This is a genomic window from Arthrobacter sp. SAFR-179, assembly GCF_059414945.1.
This window is the reverse complement of record NZ_JBPFDM010000004.1, coordinates 269,230-285,521: the sequence shown is the minus strand read 5'-3', so window position 1 is coordinate 285,521 and position 16,292 is coordinate 269,230. Positions and strand designations below refer to the sequence as shown.

Genomic DNA, 16,292 nt, shown 5'->3' with positions numbered 1-16,292 from the left:
CGGGAGAATAGCAATGACGCAACCCTCACAGCCTGAATCTTCGACGTACGCGGTTGAACTCAATGGGTGCACCAAGGAGTTCGCAACTCCCGGCGGTGGATCGTACTTCGCTGTCCGGGACATCGACCTCAAGGTTGAGCCCGGACGGTTCGTCTCAATCGTTGGGCCCACGGGATCGGGTAAGTCCACCATCCTCAACATGGCAGCGGGACTCTTGAATCCGTCGTCGGGCACTGTCCATAGCTTCGGCGAGCCCGTCCTCGGGGTGAACCGCCGCGCGTCCTATATGTTCCAGCAGGACGCCCTGCTCCCGTGGAAGTCCGTCATCGACAACGTCAGCCTCGGACTCACCATGGCCGGTGTTTCCAAGGCCGAGGCCTACGACGAGTCACGCCGCTGGCTCGAGAAGGTGGGATTGAAGAACTTCGCCGACCGGTACCCCCACCAGCTCTCCGGTGGCATGCGCAAGCGTACCGCAGTTGCCCAGGCATGGATCGTCAACCCGGACATCCTGCTAATGGACGAGCCGTTCTCCGCGCTCGACGTACAGACCCGGCAAATCATGGAGAACGAACTCCTCCAGCTCTGGCAGGAATCGAACAAGGCCGTGGTGTTCATCACCCACGACCTGGACGAGGCAATTGCCTTGTCCGACGACGTGGTCATCCTGGGGGCCGGACCGGGCAGCACGGTCGTCGGCAGCTACGAGATCGACATCCCCCGCCCCCGGGACCTCCTCGATATCCGGGACGATCCCAAGTTCGTGGAGCTCCACAGGGAAATCTGGGGGCGCCTCAAGGTCGAGGTTTCCAAGACCTACGAATCAGCACGGGAAGAGGAAGAGAGCGACGCAGCATGACCGTGGCACCAGTTTCCAAGAAAACACAACGCTTTCCCCTCGGGAAGGAGCGGAGCCAGGCGGCGGTCCAGCGACCCAGGCGCAAGCGGGGTGAAGCGTCCAACTTCTCCATCCGGCTGGGACAGCTGGCCCTCGCGGTCATCGTCCTCGGCGCATGGGAAATGCTGGGACGCGTTGGCGTGATCGACCCGTTCTTCTTCCCCCTCCCCTCCGACATCCTGATGACGGTGTGGCTCTGGGTCTCCAGCGGCTTCGTCTTCCCGCACCTGTGGATCACCCTGCAGGAATCGATCCTCGCATTCCTGACCGGTGCGGCGGCCGGCCTGGTCCTGGGCTTCCTCCTGGCCAGGGTCCGTTTCCTGGAACGGCTCCTGGACCCGTTCCTGCAGATGTTCAATGCACTTCCCCGCGTGGTGCTGGCCCCGATCTTCCTGTTGTGGTTCGGCCTGGGAATCTGGTCAAAGGTTGCCTTCGGCTTCACCCTGGTGTTTTTCATCGTCTTCTTCAACACCCTCGAGGGCGTCAAGAGCGTGGACCGGGTCCTCGTTGACAACGCACGCATGCTGGGCGCGTCGGAGAAGCAGCTCCTCCGCCACGTTTTCATTCCGAGCGCCCTGACCTGGATCTTCTCCAGCCTGCACATCAGCGTAGGTTTTGCCATCACCGGCGCGGTGGTGGGTGAATACCTCGGAGCTTCCGCCGGTGTGGGTTACGCCATCGCCCAGGCCCAGGGTGTCTTCGATACCAAGGGGGTCTTCGCCGGCATGTTCATCCTGATGTTCGTGGTCCTGATCATCGACCTCCTCGTCAACCGCCTCGAACGGCACCTCCTCAGGTGGCGCCCGGTCCGGTCCTCGTAGCCCATCACCATCACCTCCTGAAAGGGAATTCCCATGACCCAGAACGAAACCCGGCACCGGCGCCGGGGCCCCTTCCGCCCCCTGACCCTGCTTGCCTCCGTTGCCCTGGCCCTCTCCGCCTGCGGCGCCCCTTCGGCTGCACCTCCCGGCCAGACCGGGACAGGTGCTGCCGGCGGCGACGGCACCAAGGTGATCATCGGCGTCGGCGGCCAGACACTCCTGACCTACCTTCCAACCACGCTGGCCCAGGAACTGGGCTACTACAAGGACGAGGGCCTGAACGTCGAGCTCCAGGACCTGCAGGGCGGCTCAAAAGCGCTCACTGCAATGATTGGCGGCAGCACGAATGTCACCAGCGGGTACTACGAGCACACCATCCAGATGCAGGCCAAGAACCAGCCCATCAAGGCGTTCGTTGACATGGGCCAGTCGTCAGGGCTTGCCCTCCTCGTGGCGCCCAAGAATGAGGGCCAGATCAAGTCCATTGCGGACCTCAAGGGCAAGAACGTCGGCGTGACCTCACCAGGGTCCTCCACGGACATGTTCGTTAAGTTCCTGCTGGCCAAGAACGGCATGCAGCAGGCAGATGCCGCCGTATCAGCCATCGGCGCCGGATCCTCTGCCGTTGCCGCAGTAGAGCAGAACCAGGTGGACGCCGCGGTGATGCTCGAACCTGACGTCTCCGTACTCGCAAAACGCCTTGGCCACGATCCGGTGGTGCTGGAAGACGTCCGGACCGTGGAGGGGCTGAAGGAAGTGTTCGACACCGGCTCATGGCCGTCGGCCTCCCTCTACGCCAAGACTGAATGGCTGGACCAGAACAAGGAAACCGCAGGCAAGCTCGCCAAGGCGATCAAGCGCACCCTGGAATTCATCAACGGCCATTCCGGTGAGGAGATTGCCGCGAAAATGCCTGAGAAGTTCGCCGGCGGGGACAAGGTCCTCTACGCCAAGGTCATTGAGGACCTGAAGAAGACGATCAGCAAGGACGGATCCTTTACCGAGGACGGCGTCAAGGCAGTCCTGAAGACACAGCAGGTGGCCAACCCGGAGGTCGGGAACAAGGACATCAAGCTGGCCGACACCTACACGAACGAATTTGTAAAATAATGCACCTCCCTGCGGCCCGCCGATCTCCTTCGGCGGGCCGCAGTTGTCTGCAGCCCCCAGCGTCCAAGGATTCCCGTGGCCCAGAACCTGACCCAGAAGCTCCTCGCCAGCCATCTCACTTCCGGCGAACCGACCCCCGGCTCCGATGTCACCATCGCCGTCGACCAAATCCTCATTGAGGACGCCACCGGAACCATGACCGCCATGCAGTTCGAAATGCTCGGCGTGGATTCCATCGCGGTGCCGCTGGCAGTCATGTATGTCGATCACAATGTCCTGCAGATCGATGACAAGAATATGCAGGACCACCACTACCTCCGGACGTTCTCCGCCCGCTACGGGCTGCGCTACTCCCCTGCCGGGCACGGCATCTCCCACTACATCCACCTGGAGCACTTCTCCCGGCCGGGCCAGGTCCTGGTGGGCGCGGATTCCCACACCTCCACGGCGGGCGCCCTGGGCATGTTCGCCCTCGGTGCCGGCGGGCTGGAGGTGGCCGTGGCGATGGCCGGCTACGGGTTCGACTTTGTGTGCCCCGCCGTTGTGGGTGTGGAACTGACCGGCACACTCGGGCCCAACGCCGAAGCGAAGGACGTGGTGCTGGAGCTGCTGCGCCGCCACGGCGTGCGGGGCGGCCGCGGGAAGGTCTTCGAGTTCTACGGCGAGGGGGTGTCTTCCCTGTCAGTCCCGGCGCGCGCCACTATCTGCAACATGATCATCGAAACAGGTGCCGCCACCGCCATCTTTCCCTCCGATGACCAGACCCGCGCGTGGCTGCGGGCCCAGCGCCGCGAGGACCAGTTTGTCCCGCTGACGGCCGACGCCGGCGCCACGTACGACGACGACGAGCAGCTTGATCTCTCAAGCATCGTTCCGCTTGTGGCGCTGCCGCACTCGCCGGGCAACGTCCGTCCCGTGTCCGAACTGCCGCGCACGGAGGTGGTCCAGGTCTGCGTCGGTTCCTCCGTGAACAGTTCCTACGAGGACCTGGCCACCGTGGCTGCCATCCTCAAGGGACACACCGTCCATCCGTCCGTCCAGCTCACGGTGACGCCGGGATCACGGCAGATCCTGCAGACGATCATCGCCTCCGGTGTCTATGAGGACCTCATGGAGGCAGGGGCGCGAATGCTCGAGCCGGTATGCGGCCCCTGCGTGGGCATCGGGCAGGCACCCACGGAGGGTGCGCCGTCGTTACGCACGTTCAACCGCAACTTCCCGGGCCGCAGCGGTACCGCGGAGGACTCCGTGTACCTGTGTTCGCCGTCGACCGCTGCTGCCAGCGCACTGGAAGGCGCCATCGTGGACGCCTCCACCGTCAGCCGCGGTGAGCTCCGCCCTGCCACTCCGCCACATCCGGAAGTCCACGAGCTGCACATCGCCGGCGTCCTGCCCCTCGAGACCCGCCGCACCATCGAGATCGAGCGGGGCAGCAACCTCGTCCCGCCGCCACAGCCAACCCCGCTGCCGGTTGACCTGGACGCGAGGGTGCTGATCGCCGTCGGGGATGACATCTCCACCGGTGATATGGCTCCAGACGGCGCCATCGCCATGTCCGTCTGGTCCAACATCGCTGTCTGTGCGCGCTTCATGTTCCGCCGCCTGGACCCCGGTTTTCACGATCGTGCCCTCGAATGGGGCGGCGGGATCATTGTGGGCGGGGAAAACTACGGGCAGGGTTCGTCGCGGGAGCACGCCGCCCTGATCCCGCTGTACCTGGGGATCCGGGTGGTGGCTGCCCGCAGCTACGCCCGGATCCACCGCCGCAACCTCATCGCGGCCGGAATCGTGCCCCTGATCCTCCCCGCCGACGCGCAAAGCTCAACCGGGCAGCGGTGGGTCATTGAGGGGCTTGCCGACGCCCTGACCAAGGGGCGCCGCTCCATCACCGCCCGCGTGGACGGGGACTTTGAGCTGACACTCGGGCTCGACTTCTCCCCGGCCGAACGCGCCGTCCTCACTGCCGGCGGCCTGCTGGCGCAGGTGCGGAGCGGCGGGCGCTCCATGTTGGTGGGCGACGCCGTCGTTCAGGACGACGCTGCAGGCGTTTCACAGAGCCGATCCGCACGGTGAGGCCGGCCGCCATCGGACCCGTCCCAACACTGCCGCGCCGGCCCGGACAGCGGGCCACCGCCATCGCGGCGCTGACAACGGTGGTGGCCGTGCTGCCGGTCTTCCTGGTCGGCGGGCTGGCTGTCCAGCTCGAGCAGGACCTGGGCATGACTCCGTCAGCACTCGGCGTGGCGGTGGCCGCCTTCTGGGCTGTCTCAGCACTGCTGTCCGCCCCGGCCGGGTATGTGGCGAGCGGACTGGGGCTCCGCCGCGGGGTTCCGCTCGCCGTCGGGCTGGGCTTTGTTGCACTGGCCGGCATCGCCTTTGTCACCCCGCACTGGGCGTGGCTGATCGTGTGGCTCAGTTTCGCCGGTGCCGCGAACGCCCTGATCCACCCGCTCTCCAACGGCCTGATCGTGGACCAGGTGGCGGTCCGCAACCGCGCCTTCTCGTTTGGCCTCAAGCAGGCGGCCATTCCGACGGCGACACTCACCGCGGGCCTGTCCGTTCCGGTATTCGCCCTCACCGTGGGGTGGAACTGGACCTTTGCCGTAGCTGCACTGCTGGCGGCCGCCCTGATTCCGGCGCTCCTTAGCACCCTCCCGCGCACCGCTCCCCTCCACCGGCGCTCAGGTAAGGCTGCCAGGGAGCCGCTCCCCATGAGGCTGAAACACTTCCTTTTTGCCACAGCCGTGGCCAGCGCCCTGGGAGCCGGGCAGGCCAATGTGGTAGGTGCTTTCACTGTCGCGATGGCTGTTCAGGCGGGGTTTTCTGCCGCCGGCGCGGGCCTGCTGCTGGGCGCTGCCAGTGTGGCCGGGATCCTGGCCCGCCCGCTGGTGGGTATCGCCGGGGACCGCGGGATCGGGGGCTCGATGGCCACAGTTGCCCTGATGATGGGGGCCGGGAGCCTGGGGCTGCTGGGCATGGCGTCCGCTTTCCCCATCGCCTATGCAGCCGGAGCCGTGGTTGCGTTCGGCCTGGGCTGGGGGTGGAACGGCCTGGCCCATTACGTGGTCTCACGCACGGCGCATCGGTTCACCATCCAGGCCACAGGCATCACCCAGAGCGGAACCTACATCGGCGGAACCCTGGGGCCGCTGCTGTTCGGGATCGTTTTCTCCCGGTTCAGTCCGGCCGTTGGGTGGACGCTTGCAGCGGTGGTGGCAGCAGCCGGGGCGGCGGCCTCGCTGGTGGCGTTCCGTCTGGAGAAGCGTTTGCGCGACAGTTAGCTGCCGCCCGGGCTGGTCGCCGAGGACTAGTTGCCTAGGACAGGCGCGACAGCACTGCGGCGGCAAACTCAGTTGTGGTCGCGGTGCCCTTCAGGTCCGGCGTCGCAGTACCATCCGCGAGTGCGCCCTCGAAGGCCAAGGTCAGGGACCGGGCGGCCTCCGTCTCACCGAGATGGTCCAGCATCATTGCCGCGGCCCACAAGGCGCCCACCGGGTTGGCGATACCCTTGCCCGCAATATCCGGAGCAGAGCCGTGCACGGGTTCGAACATCGAGGGGTGCCGCCGCTCGGGGTTGAGGTTGGCGCTGGGGGCAATGCCGATGGACCCGGCAATACCGGCTACCAGGTCCGAGAGAATGTCCCCGAACAGGTTGGACGCAACGATGGTCCGGATGCTCGTCGGCTTCATCACCAGCCGTGCCGCCAGCGCGTCAATGAGCACCTTTTCGACGACGACGCCGGGGAATGCCTTGACCGTCTCCGCCACCACTTCATCCCAGAAGGGCATGGTGTGGATGATGCCGTTGGACTTTGTTGCGGAGACCAGCTGTCCGCCGCGGCCGGTGGCAACATTGGCGGCATAGCGCGCAGCCCGGGCGATACCGCTCCTGGTGAAGACGCTCTCCTGGACGGCGAACTCGCCGTCGGTTCCGGTGCCGAACCTTCCGCCGATCTTGGAGTATTCCCCTTCGACGTTCTCCCGCACCACCACGATGTCCAGGTCCTCGATGCCGGGCATGGCACCGACAACGCCGGGCAGCAAGCTCATGGGCCGGAGGTTGATGTACTGGTCGAACTCCCGGCGGATGGGGATGAGGAGCCCCCAGAGGGTAACGTCGTCGGGCACATCGGGTGTCCCGACGGCTCCCAGGTAGATGCCGTCGCCGCTGCCCAGCTGCTCGATGCCGTCGACGGGCATCATGCGGCCCGCCTTGCGGTATAGATCGCTGTTCCAGTCGCGGACCCGCCACTGGACGTCGAAGTCGTAGATTCCGGCGACGGCGTCAACGCACTGCATCGCGACGTCGGTGACATCCACGCCAATGCCGTCGCCGGGAATCGCATCGATGACATAACTGCGGCCCATGCGCATCCAATCTCTCGTGGTATCCAAAGATCATATGCGGACGGTCAGGAAATCTCGGCGGCAGAGTCCAGCAAGTCGACAGTGCCCGCGGCGACTCCGACGACGAGGTCGAAGCCCTCATCCGTGGTGAAGCCATGCCGGTAACCGTTGATCCACAGCAGCAGCACCATGAGCGTCCCGGCTCAGTACTTGTAGAAGCCCTCCCCCGAGGCGACGCCCAGCTTGCCCTGGTCGATGTAGTGCTCCTTCAGGTACTGGGCGAACGCCTGGGAACCGGCATCCGGCGAGGCCGAGGCGATGTTGTATGCCGTGGTGAGGCCAACGACGTCGTAGATCTGGAACGGTCCGCTCGGGGCCCCCGTGGCGATGCGCCAGGTCTTGTCAATCGTGTGGGGGTCGGCGACGCCCTGCAGCAGCAGTCCGGCGGCTGCGTTCAGCAGCGGAACCAGCATCGAGTTCAGGACGTAGCCGGCCTTCTCCTTCTTGATCTCGATCGGTTCCAGTCCGCTGTTCCGGGCAAAGTCGGCGACAGCGGCGTACACAGCCCGGTCCGTCTCCGCGGTGCCCATGACCTCGGCGATGTTCTGCGCCCAGATGTTGTTGGCGTAATGGAGCGCGAGGAAGCGGTCCGCGCGTCCGGTGAAGTCTTTCAGGTCACTGGGCAGCAGGGTGGACGAGTTGGTCGCGAAGATGGCCTTGGCCGGCGCCAGCTCCGCGAGCTTGCGGTAGACGTCGCGTTTGAGTTCCAGCAGTTCGGGAACGGCTTCGATCACGAGGTCCGCGTCGACGACGGCGTCCCCGAGGTCTGCGGTGAGGCGGAGGTTTGCCAGGGCTGCTTCGGTCTTGCCCTCGGAGGCGCCGCCTACCTGTGCCCGGTAGATGCCGGCGAGGCGGGTGAAACGGTCCCGCGCCTTGGCAAGCGCGTCCTCGTCGACGTCGTAGGCGGTGACCGCGAAACCGTGGAACGCGGCCTGGAAGGCGATCTGGGAGCCGAGCACTCCGGTGCCGAGCACAGTGAGCGTCTTGATGGAGGGCATTATGGTTTCCTTTCGGCGCGGGCCTTAGCGGCCGCCGGGGTTGTCGGACCCATAAATACTGCGGATCCAGATGGTTGACAGGACGTCCAGGGCGGCGGTCTCCGCGATGGCGGGACTCTCCCGGTTGAGGGCAGCAGTAATGACCCGTTCGTTCATCAGGTTCAGGCTCACCGCGAGGTCGTGCGCGTCGATGCCCGCCGGCGCGGCCCCGCGGGCCTGCTCGGCACGGATGACGTCGCTTGAGAAGTCGACCCAGGACTGCATCGATTTGGACCACAGCCCGCGCACCTCGTCGTTGCGGGCGCGCGCCGCGATGGCGGCGGTCGACACACCGCGGTGCGAGACAAACACCTCAACGAACATTCCGATGGAACGGGTCCACGCACCCGCGGGGTCGCTCTCGAAATCGCGCGGCAGGTGCCCCACCCGGTGCTCGACCTCGGTGATAACCCGGTCCAGCAGGGCCAGCAGCACGGCATCTTTCGAGGGGAAGTAGAAGTAGAACGTGGGGCGCGAAATGCCGGCACCCTGGGCCAGATCCTCGATGGAGACGTCGTCAAAGGCACGGCTGGACAGGAGGGCCTCCGCGGTGACCAGGATTGCGTCCTGTCGCTCATCGCCCGAGACCCTCGCGCCGCGTCTTCCTCTTTGAGCCATGCGCCCATCCTAGCCCCGGTTCTCAACACGGTGTTGACTATCTCAACACTAAGTCGATAACTTGTCGGCATGAGTGAGCACGTAGATGTGTTGATTGTCGGCGCCGGGCTGAGCGGCGTGGGTTTCGCCAGCCGGCTTAAGCGCGAGGTATCCGGAAAAACCTTCACCGTACTGGAGTCGCGGAACGCCGTAGGGGGGACCTGGGACCTGTTCCGGTACCCCGGGATCCGGTCCGACAGCGACATGTACACGCTCGGCTACTCCTTCCGGCCCTGGGCCGGCGCCAAGGCGATCGCGGATGGCGAGTCCATCCGCGAGTACATCGAGGCAACGGTCGCCGACGAGGGCCTCGCGCCGCGGATACGGCTGAACACCCGGGTCATTTCCGCCGCATGGTCAAGCGAAACCGCACTGTGGACCGTGACGGCGGTCCACACCTCCGGCGGCGAGTTCCGGTCCGGCGACACCGCCTCCTCCCCCGAGCCGGTCACCTTCACCTGCTCGTTCCTGTCCGTCTGTTCCGGCTACTACCGCTATGACGAGGGCTTCACCCCGGCCATCGACGGGGCCGACACCTTTGACGGAACGATCGTCCACCCGCAGCACTGGCCGGCCGATCTGGACTATGAGGGAAAGCAGGTGGTGGTCATCGGCAGCGGTGCCACGGCCGTGACGCTGGTGCCGTCCATGGCAAAGTCGGCGGCCAAGGTGACGATGCTGCAGCGTTCCCCCACCTACATCGCCCCCGTGCCCGCGCGGGACCACCTGGCCGACCGCCTCCGGGGCAAGCTGCCCGCGCAACTGGCGTACGACGTCGTACGCACCAAGAACATTTTCTTCTCCATGTTCACCTACCAGCTCAGCCGACGGCGGCCCGAGACGATGAAGGCGATCCTGCGCAAGTCGGCAGTAGCCAAACTGCCGGCGGGCTTCCCGGTGGACACGCACCTTGCCCCGTCGTACCAGCCGTGGGACCAGCGGGTCTGCGCGATCCCCAACGGGGACCTGTACCGGGCCATCAGTGCCGGCACTGCCGAGATCGTGACCGACACGATCTCCCGGATCACCCCGGATGGGATTGACCTGGCCTCCGGCACATCGCTGCCCGCCGACGTCATTGTCACGGCCACAGGATTGAACTTGCTGGTGATCGGCGGCATAAAGCTCTCCGTCGACGGCGAGCCCGTAGACGTCGGCAGAACCCTCACCTACAAGGGCATGATGCTGGAGGGGGTCCCGAATTTCGCCCTCACCATCGGCTACACCAACGCGTCCTGGACCCTGAAGGCAGACCTGGTCGCTGGCTACATCTGCAGGCTGATCAAGCAGCTCGACCGCCGGAACCTCCAATGGGTGGTACCCGTGGCACCCGCCGACGTCGCCCACGGCACGCTGTCCTCGCTGATCGACCTGAAGGCCGGCTACATTTTCCGCGGCGCCGACCAGTTGCCCCGGCAGGGCGCAGGCTCGCCGTGGCGGCTGCACCAGAACTACTTCCGCGACTTCGCCCTGCTCCGGGCCGGCAGGCTGACCGACCACGTCCGGTTCGGCCGGCGCGGGCAGCCGGTGCGGGAAACCGTCCGGCAACCCGCGGCCCCGGCCCGGGATCCCCTCGCGCTGCCGGGAACGGGCCATGTCACCGTCGCGGGGACACGCCTGCGCTACCGGAAGACCGGCAGCGGGGATCCGGTCCTGCTGCTGCACGGCATCGGCCAGAGCCTCGAGGACTGGAACGAACAGCACGGGCGGCTCTCGGACCGCCACACGGTCTACAGCATCGACCTGCCCGGCTTCGCGTACTCCGAACGGCTCCCCGGCACGACGACGCTCGCGAAGCTGGCCGGGATCCTGCCGGCCTTCCTGGACGCCGTCGGGGTTTCCGGGCCGCTGCCTGTGATGGGCAACTCGCTCGGCGGTGCCATGGCCATGAAGCTGGCCGCCGACCATCCGGACCGCGTCTCCGCGCTCGTGCTGGCCAACAGCGCCGGATTCGGCAAGGAAGTGGCACTGGTCCTTCGCCTCCTTGCGGTCCGCCCACTCGCGGCCCTGCTCCTGCGGCCCGACGAGAAAGCATCACGGCGGACCGTCCAGTCGCTCTTCTACGACAAAACGCTGGTCACGGACGACCGCATCGGCCACGCGCTCGCCCTGTCGCAGCGGGAGGCGCACCGCCGGACGCTGCTCGACGTCGCCCGCGACCTGGGAACGATCTCCGGTGTCCGGGCCGAGTGGCGCACCGCTCTGATCGAGGCGCTCGCCAAGTCCGAGGTTCCGGCGCTGGTGGTGTGGGGCGACCACGACCACATCCTGCCGTTCAGCCACCTTGAAGCGGCCGCCGCGGCGCTGCCCCGCGCCGAGTCGCACGTCTTCGCCAAGACCGGGCACATGCCGCAGATCGAACGGCCTGACGAGTTCGCGGCCGTTGTCGAGGACTTCCTCACGAAGGTCTCCGCAGACCGTCAGGCGGCAAGCATCTAAGGGCGCTTCTCGACGTCGGTAAGGACTTCGGGCGCCACGTCCGACGCCGGCACCGCTCCAAAAGATCCAGCCCGGTCTATGACTCTTGGCCCCGTTCCGGAAACGGCCCCCTTTCGCTTTCGACCCGTCGGGCGGCCTCTCGAGTCGCACGTCAGCGATATCAAGTAACTAGGCTGAATAGTTGCAGAAGCAGCTTAATTTTTACCTTCCGTTCACCACAATCCGGGCGCACGCCGAATCTAATTTCGCAACCGGTGCGTAGAGTGGCTGCATGCCATTTGACCCGCAGGAAAACCCGGACCCTGTGATGTGGAGAACAAGAGGGAGATGAGCCAGGGCCCCAAGGTAGGTCTTGGCATTCTCGCAGGCGTCGTGCTTCTCTTCGGAGGTTGCTCCGGATGGGAAGCGTGGAAGAATCAGCAGACCATCGCAGAGATGAAGTTGATCGCCGACCGACTTCAGAAGGGTGAGGGGTGGACCGACTTGCCACACCAGCCTCCGGTGGGCGGCGCGATTTGCATCCCCATCGACGGACCCTGCTCCCAGTACTCCTACCGCTGGGAGACTCACCAAAAGTACCAAGAGGGTGAGCTGGAGCGGTATATTCAGCAGGTGGGGCTCAAGCCTCTCGAGTATGATCCCTGCGTCAGGAACCCACGCTTCAACTCAGGCGGACTGAACTGCTTGGCCGCAGGAGTCATTGATGCCTGGGACGTTCGTATCAACATCACTGACTCGGTGATGGACGCCCATACCCACCAGGTACAGATCGTTGTAAACCGGTATCCGTATGGGTCAAGGTACAAGTAAAGCCCAGAGATCAGGCCAGTGTTTGATCTCCGGGCTTCCTTATGTCTTGGTTGCTTGACCGGTGTCAGGGCTTCACACGTCACTGCATCTTGCAGAGGGTAAGCTGCCAGCAGCCCTGCCCCAGGGCACGATCGGCATACATGGTCCACACCCCCTCTGCCCCTGAAACGGGTTCCACGCCCGAGGCCGGCGTGGCCGCCCTGGTATGCCTAGCCGGGTTAAGTGGCTGGTGCCACAACGTCCTCCAACACTGACCTGTCGAAGAAACGGATCTCGCCCGTTGCCTCAAAGAACACCGGAACGACCGAGGTGCTCAGGTCTTTGGACGTTTCGTAAATTTCAGCCGCACTCCCGTGCTTCCTGGCAATTGTTCCAACCAGCTCGGTACCGCGAACCCGAACAGTTCGATATTTGTAGCTCATCGTGACTCCTTCGTCGGCTAGGGCACACCCTACCCCTTGGCAGTGCCGCTTCGGGAGGTTGGCTCCTATGGCGCCAACACCGCTGGTGGCGGCTTCGGATCACTTCAGATCCCGGCCATGGATGTGTGGCTCTTGGCCCGTTCCAGGAGGTTTTACTGAGAGCGGCGGGCCTTCTCTCGCGACTTTCGGACAAGCAACGACGAAGCGCAGTCCTCACCCGCGACCCGCCTATAAATCGCCGTAGTTACCAGTTAGCGCGGTACGTCATGCGTGAGTGATAACCACACTTATTCACCCTCACTGTGCGCAACGGCTGGCATGACGCCGAGATTCGCGCATAGCGAGTCCACAAGACTGTCAAGCGGCTGGGTGATGTCTCCGAGGATATGTGGTTCGTCCATGCCGAGACTCTCGAGCGCGGCGAACTGGGAGTCCAGCAGCGTGCGCGGCATGAACTCGTGGGAACGGGCGTCCATCCTCGCCCCGATGGTGTCTGCGTCGCCGGCGAGGTGGACGAAGACAACATCCGGTGCATAACTGCGCAGGAGGTCCCGGTACCGGCGCTTCAGCGCGGAGCAGGCGACGATAGGCGGAACTGATGTGCCGCCGTCGCCCTTTCCTGCAAGCAACTCCCCCAACCGGCCCAACCACGGCTCCCGGTCGGCGTCCGTGAGCGCAACCCCGGCGGCCATCTTTTGCTTGTTGGCGGGCGGGTGGAAGTCATCCCCGTCGAAGAATGGCATCCCCAGTCGTTGACCCAGCAGGGTTCCGACGGTGGACTTACCGCAGCCGGAAACGCCCATCACCACCAATGGAGGCAAGTGGCCGCTCATCGGACGTCCCCGGGTTCCCCGAAGCTGAGGAGGACTTTGCCGGACGATGTGGAGTCTTTTGCTACCTCGAACGCGTGCAGGGCGTCGGCCAGCGGGAATTCGTGGGTGATGACGGGGCTGATGTGCAGGGATCCGTCCGCAAGGGCGGTGATCACCTGGTCGATCTCGTCGTTGAACCGGAAGGAGCCTTTGAGGTCCAGTTCGCGGGTGATGGCCAGCGAAATGGGCACTGGCTGCATGCCGGTGGGCAGCAGGCCCACCATCACCACGGTTCCGCCGCGCACCGCGCCCTGGATGGCTGATGCCAGGCCGTGGTGGCTGCCGGAGGACTCGATGACGACGTCGGCTTCCACCGCGGCGATCGCTGTGGCGTCCGCTGCATTGATCACCTGGTCAGCGCCGACGGCCATGGCGATCTCAAGCGGTTTGGGGTGGAGGTCGACGGCGGTGATCCGGGCGGCGCCGGCACGTTTGAGGACGGCAACGGCCAGGGCGCCGATGGGCCCTGAACCGATGACGAGCGCCGTCTTTCCCCGGACGTCGCCGGCGCGCGAGACTGCATGCCAGGCAACGCTTGCGGGTTCGATCAGGGCCGCCGTCCGAAGGTCAAGGTCCTTTGGCAAGGCGCGGAGCATCCGGACGGGCAGGTTCACGTACCTGCTGAAGGCGCCGTCCGTGTGGGGGTAACGGGCAGCGCTGCCCAGGTACGTGCACCCGGGTGAGAGGTTGGGCCGGTCTGCGGGATACTTAGCCGCGCCAGGGCCGGGCGTTGCGGGGTGGACGGCCACGGCGGTCCCGGCCTGTGGTCCTGCACCGTTGGCTGCCGGGCGCACCACCACACCGGAGATTTCGTGGCCCAGCACCAGCGGGGCCTTGAGGATGGACTCCCCCGCGGCACCGTGCAGCCAGTAGTGCAGGTCCGAACCGCAGATCCCACCGTACAGAACTTCCACCACCGCTTCGTCAGGTGCGGGCTGCGGCAACAGGACCTCGTCGATGCGCAGGTCATCTGCGGCGTGCGCCACCAGGGCCGGGCCCGTGGCAGGCAGTTCTTCCAGGCCTGCCCCCAAGTGCGTATTCAGAGTCATCACACCACCACTGTCATTCCACCATCAATGAAGATGGTTTGTCCGTTCACGAAGTTCGAGCCATCTGAGGCAAGCCACACCACGGGACCGGCGAGGTCCTCCACGGTGCCCCACCGGTGGGCGGGCGTCCGGCCCAGGATCCAGGAGTTGAAGGCCTCATCATCAACGAGGTTCTGGGTCATCTCGGTATGGATGTAGCCGGGTGCAACCGCGTTGATCTGCAGCCCGGAGGCGGCCCACTCTGCCGTCATGGCGCGCGTGAGGTTCCGCAGCCCGCCCTTTGCCGCAATATACGGGGCGATGGTCGGACGGGCCAGGTCCGTCTGGACGGAACAGATGTTGATGATCTTGCCCCGGCCGCGGGTGATCATGTGCCGCGCGGCTTCCCTCCCCACAAGGAACGCGCTGGTGAGGTCCGTGGAGAGTACTCGTTCCCAGTCCGCGACGTCCAGGTCCAGCATGGGCACCCGGTGCTGGATCCCCGCGTTGTTCACCAGGATTTCCAGCGGGCCCACGTTCTCCTCGATCCATCGGATGCTGCGGGCGGCCGCGTCGTCGTCGGTCACATCGAATGCGATGCTGTGGACGCGGCCCGGCGGGAAGTCCGCGGCCATTGCCGCGGCGGCGTCCTTCAGCCGCTCCTCATTGACGCCGTTGAGCACTACTGTTGCTCCGGCGTCGGCCAACGCCCTTGCAAGCGCCGAACCGATTCCCCTGCTGGAGCCCGTCACCAGGGCAACCCGGCCGGTCAAGTCAAAAAGCGCGCTCATGCGAACGGGCCTTCCTGAACTAGGTTGGCCGGGGGTTCACCGGCGGCCAGGGCCTCAAGCTGGCGCTTGAGGAGCTTGAGGATCCGCGGCTCAAAGGCTGATGCATTACCGCCAATGTGAGGGGTGATGAGTGCGTTCTCCGCGGACCACAAAAGATGGCCTGCGGGCAGCGGTTCGGGATCGACGACGTCGAGGGCGCACTGCAGGCGGCCGGACACCACTTCCCGGGTCAGGCTGTCGGTGTCCACCACGGCGCCGCGGCCCACGTTCACCACGAGGGCGCCGTGCGGCAGGGCGGCCAGGACATCCCGGCCCACCAGGTGGTGGGTCTTGTCGTTCAGCGGCAGGACCGAGACCAGGATGTCGTGGCCTGCGGCGAGCTCCACCAGTTCTTCCGGGCCGTGGACCTGTCCGTCGGCGTCGGTGCGGGCTGAGCTTCCCACCCGGGTGATGGTGACTTCGAAGGGTTCCAGGCGGCGGGCCAGTTCCTTACCGATACCGCCGATGCCCAGCAACAGGACCTTCCGGTCGGCCAGGGACTGGCGGCGCTGGGGGTTCCAGCTTTCGGCCTGCTGGTCCTTGACGGCCTGGTCAATGCCGCGCAGCTTGGCCAGGATGAGCCCCACAGCCAGCTCGGCCGTGGCAGCTGCGTGGACGCCTGAGGCGTTTGCCACTGCGGCGCCCTGCCCGGCAGCCTCGCGGACGCCGTCGTACCCTGTTGACTGGGTCTGCACGAACTTAAGGTTCGGGACCTTGGCCAGGGAACCCATCACTGCCCCCGCGTCGATGTAGGGCAGGATGACGCCGTCGATGCCACCCAGCTCCTCCCCCGGTTCGTCCTTCATGTCCCACACCACGCCCCGCAGGCCTTCGGGGAGTGGCGAGAGGTCAGCCAGGAGCTGGGGTTCGGGGAAACTGACGGTTCGTACTAACTGCATCTTGTGGGCCTATCGGTTGGGCGGTGGAAAGGTAGTTCCCGGGTTTGGGCGTCGCGGGGGCG

At 65.5% G+C, this 16,292-nt stretch carries 16 protein-coding genes; 7 read left to right on the top strand and 9 right to left on the bottom strand.

Translation table 11 applies throughout. The features are described 5' to 3' along the window. The first annotated feature begins 13 nt into the window (after positions 1-13). The 5 genes from ACR65K_RS10125 (at position 14) to ACR65K_RS10105 (ending at position 6,110) form a co-directional block, all read left to right on the top strand. On the top strand, positions 14-859 hold the full coding sequence (locus tag ACR65K_RS10125) for an ABC transporter ATP-binding protein (protein WP_440152608.1): 846 nt from the start codon (positions 14-16) through the stop codon (positions 857-859). Then, the gene (locus ACR65K_RS10120) at positions 856-1,719 is read left to right on the top strand and encodes an ABC transporter permease (protein WP_440152607.1); all 864 of its coding nucleotides are present in this window, start codon (positions 856-858) and stop codon (positions 1,717-1,719) included. The genes ACR65K_RS10125 and ACR65K_RS10120 overlap by 4 nt, the downstream gene beginning before the upstream one ends. A gap of 33 nt (positions 1,720-1,752) precedes the next feature. Then, positions 1,753-2,829, top strand: a complete 1,077-nt coding sequence (locus ACR65K_RS10115; RefSeq protein ID WP_440152605.1) for an ABC transporter substrate-binding protein — start codon at positions 1,753-1,755, stop codon at positions 2,827-2,829. Between the two features lie 75 nt (positions 2,830-2,904). Next, the gene (locus ACR65K_RS10110; RefSeq protein ID WP_440152603.1) at positions 2,905-4,902 is read left to right on the top strand and encodes an aconitate hydratase; all 1,998 of its coding nucleotides are present in this window, start codon (positions 2,905-2,907) and stop codon (positions 4,900-4,902) included. Then, positions 4,899-6,110 (top strand): MFS transporter, encoded by a 1,212-nt coding sequence (locus ACR65K_RS10105; protein ID WP_440152601.1) that lies wholly within the window; start codon positions 4,899-4,901, stop codon positions 6,108-6,110. The genes ACR65K_RS10110 and ACR65K_RS10105 overlap by 4 nt, the downstream gene beginning before the upstream one ends. Before the next feature lie 34 nt (positions 6,111-6,144). On the opposite strand, the gene ACR65K_RS10100 is transcribed toward ACR65K_RS10105, so the two are convergent. The 4 genes from ACR65K_RS10100 to ACR65K_RS10085 are packed head-to-tail and all read right to left on the bottom strand — an operon-like array spanning position 6,145 to position 8,891. Beyond that, on the bottom strand, positions 6,145-7,197 hold the full coding sequence (locus ACR65K_RS10100; protein ID WP_440152600.1) for an isocitrate/isopropylmalate family dehydrogenase: 1,053 nt from the start codon (positions 7,195-7,197) through the stop codon (positions 6,145-6,147). Between the two features lie 44 nt (positions 7,198-7,241). Continuing rightward, positions 7,242-7,364 carry a hypothetical protein gene (locus tag ACR65K_RS10095; protein WP_440152599.1) on the bottom strand — a complete coding sequence of 41 codons (123 nt, stop codon included), beginning with the start codon at positions 7,362-7,364 and terminating at the stop codon, positions 7,242-7,244. A gap of 15 nt (positions 7,365-7,379) precedes the next feature. Continuing rightward, positions 7,380-8,234 carry a 3-hydroxyacyl-CoA dehydrogenase gene (locus ACR65K_RS10090; protein ID WP_440152598.1) on the bottom strand — a complete coding sequence of 285 codons (855 nt, stop codon included), beginning with the start codon at positions 8,232-8,234 and terminating at the stop codon, positions 7,380-7,382. A 24-nt stretch (positions 8,235-8,258) separates the two neighbouring features. Then, positions 8,259-8,891 carry a TetR/AcrR family transcriptional regulator gene (locus ACR65K_RS10085; protein ID WP_440152597.1) on the bottom strand — a complete coding sequence of 211 codons (633 nt, stop codon included), beginning with the start codon at positions 8,889-8,891 and terminating at the stop codon, positions 8,259-8,261. Between the two features lie 69 nt (positions 8,892-8,960). Between ACR65K_RS10085 and ACR65K_RS10080 the strand changes: the two genes are divergently transcribed. Together ACR65K_RS10080 and ACR65K_RS10075 are read left to right on the top strand one after the other, a co-directional pair. Next, positions 8,961-11,369: an alpha/beta fold hydrolase gene (locus tag ACR65K_RS10080; RefSeq protein WP_440152596.1), complete on the top strand. Its 2,409-nt coding sequence runs from the start codon at positions 8,961-8,963 to the stop codon at positions 11,367-11,369. Positions 11,370-11,678: 309 nt separating this feature from the next. Beyond that, positions 11,679-12,179 (top strand): hypothetical protein, encoded by a 501-nt coding sequence (locus ACR65K_RS10075; protein WP_440152595.1) that lies wholly within the window; start codon positions 11,679-11,681, stop codon positions 12,177-12,179. Between the two features lie 218 nt (positions 12,180-12,397). Here ACR65K_RS10075 and ACR65K_RS10070 read toward each other — a convergent pair whose 3' ends face one another. The 5 genes from ACR65K_RS10070 to ACR65K_RS10050 all read right to left on the bottom strand — a co-directional run bounded on the left by ACR65K_RS10070 (position 12,398) and on the right by ACR65K_RS10050 (position 16,230). Next, positions 12,398-12,601 (bottom strand): hypothetical protein, encoded by a 204-nt coding sequence (locus ACR65K_RS10070; RefSeq protein ID WP_416416328.1) that lies wholly within the window; start codon positions 12,599-12,601, stop codon positions 12,398-12,400. A 287-nt stretch (positions 12,602-12,888) separates the two neighbouring features. Next, complete coding sequence (locus ACR65K_RS10065) at positions 12,889-13,434, bottom strand: gluconokinase (protein ID WP_440152593.1); 546 nt, start codon at positions 13,432-13,434, stop codon at positions 12,889-12,891. After that, positions 13,431-14,522: an L-idonate 5-dehydrogenase gene (locus ACR65K_RS10060; RefSeq protein ID WP_440152632.1), complete on the bottom strand. Its 1,092-nt coding sequence runs from the start codon at positions 14,520-14,522 to the stop codon at positions 13,431-13,433. The genes ACR65K_RS10065 and ACR65K_RS10060 overlap by 4 nt, the downstream gene beginning before the upstream one ends. After that, positions 14,522-15,292, bottom strand: coding sequence for an SDR family oxidoreductase (locus ACR65K_RS10055; RefSeq protein WP_440152592.1), 771 nt, complete (start codon positions 15,290-15,292; stop codon positions 14,522-14,524). The genes ACR65K_RS10060 and ACR65K_RS10055 overlap by 1 nt, the downstream gene beginning before the upstream one ends. Then, positions 15,289-16,230: a 2-hydroxyacid dehydrogenase gene (locus ACR65K_RS10050; RefSeq protein ID WP_440152590.1), complete on the bottom strand. Its 942-nt coding sequence runs from the start codon at positions 16,228-16,230 to the stop codon at positions 15,289-15,291. Before ACR65K_RS10050 ends, ACR65K_RS10055 begins: the two co-directional genes overlap by 4 nt. Positions 16,231-16,292: the final 62 nt, after the last annotated feature.